Here is a 6543-nt window from a genome sequence, read left to right as displayed (position 1 = left end):
TTAAAGCTCTTTAAATATCGATAAAATCAGGGGTCTAAAGGAGTTTTTGAGTATATATGGCTCCGGATGCTGGATTCGAACCAGCGACCAAGCGGTTAACAGCCGCCTACTCTACCGCTGAGCTAATCCGGAACGCGTAGAATGGATGGTGCGGATGAAAGGACTTGAACCTTCATGCCGTGAGGCGCCAGATCCTAAGTCTGGTGTGTCTGCCAATTTCACCACATCCGCAAAAAAGAAAGCGCATATTAGCCAAAAAGCTCTTAATATGAGCTTAATATGGTACGCCCAAGAGGATTCGAACCTCTGGCCTACGGCTTAGAAGGCCGTTGCTCTATCCAACTGAGCTATGAGCGCAAAATATCAAATCAGTGGTACGCTCGAAAGGAGTCGAACCTTCAACCTACAGATCCGAAGTCTGTTGCTCTATCCAATTGAGCTACGAGCGCATAAAGTGGGGTGAGTTGTGGGAATCGAACCCACGACCCTCAGGACCACAATCTGATGCTCTAACCTACTGAGCTAAACTCACCACAATGGTCGGAGCGAAAGGATTCGAACCTTCGACCCTCTGGTCCCAAACCAGATGCGCTACCAGCCTGCGCTACGCTCCGTAGATTTTCGTGGATTGAATGAAAAGCGTATTATATATATTTTTTCTTAAATTCCGCTTTTTGCGGCTTTAAATTTAATGAAATTTAACAAGTCTCATCTGTTTTTCTAAATTTTTCAATAAAATTTGCATCAGCGCTAGCCCCTTCGTGCGGTGCGAAATTTCAAATTTCACCGCAACGGGCAGCTCTCCGATTGTGCGGTCAAATCCACGCGGAATAAACATAAAATCGTATCCGAATCCGTTTTTCCCGCGCTGCTTCGTTATCGCCGTGCCGTGCATAAAGCCGTGCGTACAAAACTCGCCCAGATCGCATTTTAGCGCGATCGCTGCCGTGTAATGCGCGGGCGAGGAGTCTAAGCTTAAAGCCCTCAGCTTCCTTGCTAATTTTTCGCGATTGCTCGCATCCGTTGCACCCGCTCCGCTAAAGCGCGCCGAAAATATCCCCGGAGCCCCGCCCAGCGCGTCCACACAGATACCGCTATCATCACTTAGCACGAAAAATTCGCTCTGCAAATTTTTACTTTTTAGCGCCTCATACACTGCGCGAACTTTAATAAGCGCGTTTTGTTTGAAGCTCGTGCCGCACTCGTCGATCTCAAAAGGATCCAGCACCTCGCCGAGCGCATACACGTCGTATCCTGTGAAAAATTCTTTTATCTCTTTTACTTTATTTTTGTTGCTCGTCGCAAGTAAAATTTTCATCCTCACTCCTTAAATTTAAGCCGCTATTTTACCCAAAATCAAAGAATTCGTTACGATTTTTGGCTATAATCGGCACAAATTTCATATTATTTGAGGTCTAAGATTATGCTAAAAAGCGTCCTTCCGCTTAGTTTTATCATCGCTACGAGGTTTTTTGGATTATTTATTTTGCTGCCCGTGCTTAGCCTGTATTCATTGAGCTTGCACGGCGCAAACGAAAGCCTAGTAGGGCTACTTTTTGGAATTTATGCGATTATGCAAGTGATTTTGCAAACGCCATTTGGAGTGTTAAGCGATAAGATAGGACGTAAAAAAACCCTTGCTATAGGGCTGGCGCTTTTTATCGTGGGTGCTTGCGTTTGCGCGGCGAGCGAGAGCATTTATACGATGATTTTTGGGCGCTTTTTGCAAGGCTGCGGTGCTGTAGGAGCCGTAGCTACCGCACTAATTAGTGATTTTACGCGGGAGGAAGAGCGCGGTAAGGCGATGGCGGTAATGGGCGCGATGATAGGCGTGAGCTTTGGTGTCGCAATGATTTTAAGTCCGCTTTTAAGCGCCAAATTTGGGCTTGCCAGCCTATTTCATCTAAGTTCGGCGCTTACGCTTTTATGTTTGGTACTGCTTTTTTTCGTAGTACCTACCGAACCGCATATCCGCTCCCTGCGCCAAAAGGTCCCGCTCGGCTCACTTTTGAGCGATAAAAATTTAATGCTTATGAATTTAACGAATTTTTTTCAAAAAGCTTTCATGACGGCAGCGTTTTTTCTAATTCCAATTTTGCTCGTGCAAAAATTCGGACTTTCCAAAAGTGATTTGACTAAAATTTATGCTCTAGGCGCAGTATTCGGCTTTACTGCGATGGGTGCGAGCGGTGCTTTAGGCGAGAAACGCGCGCTAGCTAAGCAAATTCTACTTATCGGCATCTGCTTTTTCATCGCTTCGTATTTGATTTTTGCGTTTGCTAGCGGGGCGAGCGCTTTCGTGGTGGGCGTGATGCTCTTTTTCGTGGGATTTAACGCGCATGAGCCCATTATGCAAAGCCTTGCGTCCAAATTTGCCAAAGTCGCTCAAAAAGGCGCCGCGCTTGGAATTTTTAATTCGTTCGGATTTTTTGGCAGTTTTTTGGGTGGGCTATGCGGTGGCGCACTTTTTGGCAAAATTGGCATCGAAGCGCTAGGCATTGGCGTCGCGGTTTTGGGCGTAATCTGGCTTGTGCTACTTTCTAGGCTGAGCGATCCGAAACTTTTTAAGAATTTATACTTTCCTAAAGGCGGCGATTTTTCCGCACTACAGGGCGTAAAGGGTATTATTGAAATTTACGAGACCGATGGCGAACTCGTTGTGAAATTTAATTCGAAACTGATAAATGAAGATCAAATTTATAAAATCGTAGGAGGCAAATGATGGAATTTGAAAAATTTGAAAGCGCGATGGAGCGCTTCGCAAACACAGTGCAAAAGTCCTCGCGCATCGAGAAGGTCGCGATCACGCAGGCGCTGGGGCGTATTTTGGCAAGCGACGTTGCGGCACCTTTTAGCACTCCGCGCCGCCCGACCGCCGCAATGGACGGCTACGCGCTAAAGGGCGCGGATCTAAGCGAAGGAGCGAAATTTAAGATCGTCGGCACGACGCCTGCGGGCAAAATGCCTAGCGCCGCGGCAAAGGCGGGCGAGTGCGTCAAAACCTTCACCGGCGGGCTCATGTGCGAGGGTAGCGACACGCTTCTGCCGATCGAAAACGTGCAGGTACAAGGCAGCGAGATCGTCGTCACAAAGCCCGTCGCGGCGGGCTTTGCCGTGCGCGCAGCGGGCGAGAGCTACCGCGAGGGCGAGCTTTTGCTTAGAAGCGGCACGAAGCTTGGCTTTTCGCAGATCGCGCTGCTAGCGGAGCTTGGTCTATTTCACATAAGCGTATTCGTCCGCCCAAAAGTAGCGATTCTAGCCACGGGCAGCGAAATCAAGGATCTGGGCGAGAGGCTCGAAAACGACGCTCAAATTTACAGCTCCAACCACATCGCGCTTGCAAATTTAGTGACGCAGTTAGGCTGCGAAGCGATGATAATGCCTCTAGTACGCGATGACGAAAAAGAGCTAGAAGGTGCGATATTATCGGCTTTACAGAGCGCCGACATACTTCTAACCAGCGGCGGAGTGAGCGTCGGGGACTACGACTTCGTGCAAAGCACGCTACAATCAAAATTTGAGCTCATCGTAAAGGGTGCGGCGATCAAACCGGGCCGCCACGTGCGCGTAGCCAAAACCGGCGAAAAATATATCTTCGCATTCCCGGGCTTCCCGCTCTCGGCGCTTATTACGTGCATTTTGTTTCTGCGCGTATTTTTGCAAAGATTCTTCGGCGTGCGCGAAAATATGGAATTTAGCGCAATCTTAGATCACAACTACGTAAAAAAGACGCCGTGGCTAGAGTTTATGCCTGCCGTCTTGCAAAACAGGGAAGGACGCCTTTTTGTTAGTCTGCAAAGCAAAAAGCAAGGCTCTAGCGCGATTTTGAACAATTTAGACGACGATAGCGTCCTGCTCGTCGCGCCGCTCGAGGTCAAAGAGCTCAAAAAGGGCGAGCTCGTGCGCGTAATCTCGGTACCTAAAATTTAGGGCGTAGCGTTTCGGCGGTAGTTGCGGAGGCAGACGGAATTTTAACTGCCGTTAAGAATAGAATTTTACTATCGCAGGAAATTAAGTAAATTGTGGAAATAAGTCAGCATTACGCTCTACGCAATAGCACAAATGCTGATAATGGCTCATTTATAAAAAAAAGTTTACTTGATAATAATGGGCGTGAACCAATACAGAACATACAAAATTTAGTATAAGCAGCTACTTAGGTTATTGTTTTTGCTATAATAGCTAAAAAATATCAAGGATGGTATAAAAAATGCTTTTTGAAAGATATGCGTTTAAATATAGAGAAAATAATGATATACAAAATAATACATTTGATATACAAATACCAGATAATGATTTTATGCAAATAAATATAAATAATGAAAATTTTGATATTTTTACAGAGCTGCATGAATATAATTTTTATAATGCCGCTTTTGAAAAGTTGATACTAACATATACAAAGCCAACAATTGTTTATAATATACCCGCTACAAATAGGTTAATATATAAGATTCGCTTGATTTATACAAAAACAAAGGAAGGTCAAACTATAGTGGATTTACAAGATTGGAGTACTATAGGTAGCTTAAACGGACATCAAGGTCTAGTTGATTTTGTTGATATTTTTATTATATCTTATGACAATATGGCAAAAATTGCTACGGAATATAAATATCACTCTATTTCTAAGCAAATTTTATATGATGTTATTCATGAAATTTTTGATAGATATTTTTTGAGACATAATATTCAACGAGACTATTTTGAAATAGTTATGGATTTTTCCCAAACGGATTTTGAAGAAATTTTTAATAATTCCAGAAAAAACAAAAAAATAGTATTTCATATGGATATGGTAAATAATGGGGCTGAAATAATTAATTCTGGAAAAATAGAATACTCAATCAAGGCAGATACTACTTTTGATAATGCTTTTAGTTGGCTTTGTGGGATATTTAATGACAATATTCAAAGATATTCCATAAAGTGTGAAGATATGAATAACAAGACTGCTTCCATTGATGGCTATTCGGACGACTTGACAACAAACGAATGGAGTGCACCAGCAAGAATAGAAATTGGTGCGCAAAATAATGATGCTTTATATGGACAGTTGGCTCATTTTTTAAGGATCTAACATGTTTGAAGTAATAAAAAAGTATGTATCAAATAGACAAAAACTTCATATGAATACAAAGATTTTTTATTTTAAAAAGTTATTTTTGCCTCTTATACCTTTAATGATTATTGTTATAATTTTAACTGATTTAATAACAACAGGAGGATTACATCTTGATGGTTTGGCAGATACTTTTGATGGAATTTTTAGTTATAGAAGTAAGCATAAAATGTTAGAAATTATGAAAGATTCTAGATTAGGTAGTAATGGAGCATTAGCCTTAATTTTATATTTCTTATTGAAATTTGTTTTACTTTTTTCATTAATAATAGAAAGTCGTGAAGGTGCTTTATATGCTGTTATGACTTATCCAGTTGTTTCAAGATTCTGTAGTGTTTTAAGTTGTGCTTCTTCTCCTTATGCAAGAGGAAGTGGAATGGGAAAAACTTTTGTAGATAATACAAAAATTTGTGGACTTATAGTTGCAACTGTTATAACATTTTTATACACAGTTGGAATAATATTTACACCTTATATACTTTTCAGTAATTATTCATTACCTGTAGAATTTATTATAAAAATTGTCTTTATAATAGTTGTTATTATTGCCTTATTAGCTCTATTTGCTTATGCTTTTTCAAAATTGATAGAGAGAAAAATTGGTGGTATAACTGGTGATACTTTAGGAGCATTACTTGAAATATCAGGTCTTGTATATATATTCTTACTTTTAGTTATTCCTTCTTTTTTCCTAGGTTAATATTATGGGTAAATTAATTTTAGTAAGACATGGTCAGACAGAAATGAATGCACAAAGTCTATATTTTGGTAAGTTAAATCCTCCTTTAAATGACTTAGGAATATGTCAAGCTTATCAAGCAAAGGAAAAACTTTTAAATATAGATTATGACACAATTTATACCAGTCCTTTAGAAAGAGCAAAACAAACAGCAGAAATTTGTAACTATTTGGATAAGGAAATAATATTTGATTCCAATTTGGAAGAGATAAACTTTGGAATTTTTGAAGGTTTAACTTTTAAACAAATATCAGAAAAATATCCAAATGAAGTTAAGAAAATGGAAGAAGATTGGAAAAGTTTTAATTATGTTACAGGTGAAAGTCCAAAAGAAATGTTTCAAAGAGCAGTTTCATTTCTAAAAACTTTAGATTTTTCAAAAAATAACCTTATTGTTGCACATTGGGGAATAATAAATTGTATAATAAGTTATTTTATTTCTGGAAACTTAGACAGTTATTGGAAATTTAAAATACAAAATGCTTCTATTGTAATTTTTGAAGGAAATTTTGAGTTTAGTTATTTAACAAAATTAGATTAGAGAGTTGAGAATAGATGAAAGATAAAAATTCTTTATTTAACTTAATAAATGAAATAAAAGCTGTTGATAGTGAAGCAATAAAAAAAGCACAAATTGAGCTTGATAGAAAAATGAAACCTAAGGATAGTTTAGGGGTTTTAG

At 39.9% G+C, this 6543-nt stretch carries 6 protein-coding genes and 6 tRNA genes; 5 read left to right on the top strand and 7 right to left on the bottom strand.

Annotated features, from left to right (window positions below):
* Positions 1–57 precede the first annotated feature (57 nt).
* The 7 genes from Q0372_RS06345 to Q0372_RS06315 all read right to left on the bottom strand — a co-directional run bounded on the left by Q0372_RS06345 (position 58) and on the right by Q0372_RS06315 (position 1318).
* Positions 58–132, bottom strand: a tRNA-Asn gene (locus tag Q0372_RS06345).
* A 14-nt stretch (positions 133–146) separates the two neighbouring features.
* Positions 147–231 (bottom strand) — tRNA-Leu (locus Q0372_RS06340).
* Between the two features lie 49 nt (positions 232–280).
* Positions 281–357 (bottom strand) — tRNA-Arg (locus Q0372_RS06335).
* A 15-nt stretch (positions 358–372) separates the two neighbouring features.
* Positions 373–449: transfer RNA gene (locus Q0372_RS06330), tRNA-Arg, on the bottom strand.
* Between the two features lie 6 nt (positions 450–455).
* A tRNA-His gene (locus Q0372_RS06325) sits at positions 456–532 on the bottom strand.
* Positions 533–537: 5 nt separating this feature from the next.
* Positions 538–614, bottom strand: a tRNA-Pro gene (locus tag Q0372_RS06320).
* A gap of 74 nt (positions 615–688) precedes the next feature.
* Positions 689–1318, bottom strand: a complete 630-nt coding sequence (locus Q0372_RS06315) for a non-canonical purine NTP pyrophosphatase (protein WP_298103932.1) — start codon at positions 1316–1318, stop codon at positions 689–691.
* A 105-nt stretch (positions 1319–1423) separates the two neighbouring features.
* On the opposite strand from Q0372_RS06315, the gene Q0372_RS06310 reads away from it, so the two are divergent.
* The 5 genes from Q0372_RS06310 to Q0372_RS06290 all read left to right on the top strand — a co-directional run bounded on the left by Q0372_RS06310 (position 1424) and on the right by Q0372_RS06290 (position 6402).
* The gene (locus Q0372_RS06310) at positions 1424–2722 is read left to right on the top strand and encodes an MFS transporter (RefSeq protein WP_298103929.1); all 1299 of its coding nucleotides are present in this window, start codon (positions 1424–1426) and stop codon (positions 2720–2722) included.
* Entirely contained in the window at positions 2719–3930 is a 1212-nt protein-coding gene (locus tag Q0372_RS06305) for a molybdopterin molybdotransferase MoeA (RefSeq protein ID WP_298103926.1), read from the top strand. The genes Q0372_RS06310 and Q0372_RS06305 overlap by 4 nt, the downstream gene beginning before the upstream one ends.
* 280 nt (positions 3931–4210) lie before the next feature.
* Entirely contained in the window at positions 4211–5080 is an 870-nt protein-coding gene (locus Q0372_RS06300; RefSeq protein WP_298103922.1) for a hypothetical protein, read from the top strand.
* A 1-nt stretch (position 5081) separates the two neighbouring features.
* Positions 5082–5822 (top strand): adenosylcobinamide-GDP ribazoletransferase, encoded by a 741-nt coding sequence (locus tag Q0372_RS06295; protein WP_298103919.1) that lies wholly within the window; start codon positions 5082–5084, stop codon positions 5820–5822.
* A gap of 4 nt (positions 5823–5826) precedes the next feature.
* Positions 5827–6402, top strand: coding sequence for a histidine phosphatase family protein (locus Q0372_RS06290; protein WP_298103916.1), 576 nt, complete (start codon positions 5827–5829; stop codon positions 6400–6402).
* Positions 6403–6543: the final 141 nt, after the last annotated feature.

This window comes from uncultured Campylobacter sp., from assembly GCF_937997405.1.
GTDB lineage: Bacteria > Campylobacterota > Campylobacteria > Campylobacterales > Campylobacteraceae > Campylobacter_B.
The sequence above is the reverse complement of the archived record's forward strand: the minus strand, read 5'-3'. Positions and strand labels throughout refer to the sequence as shown.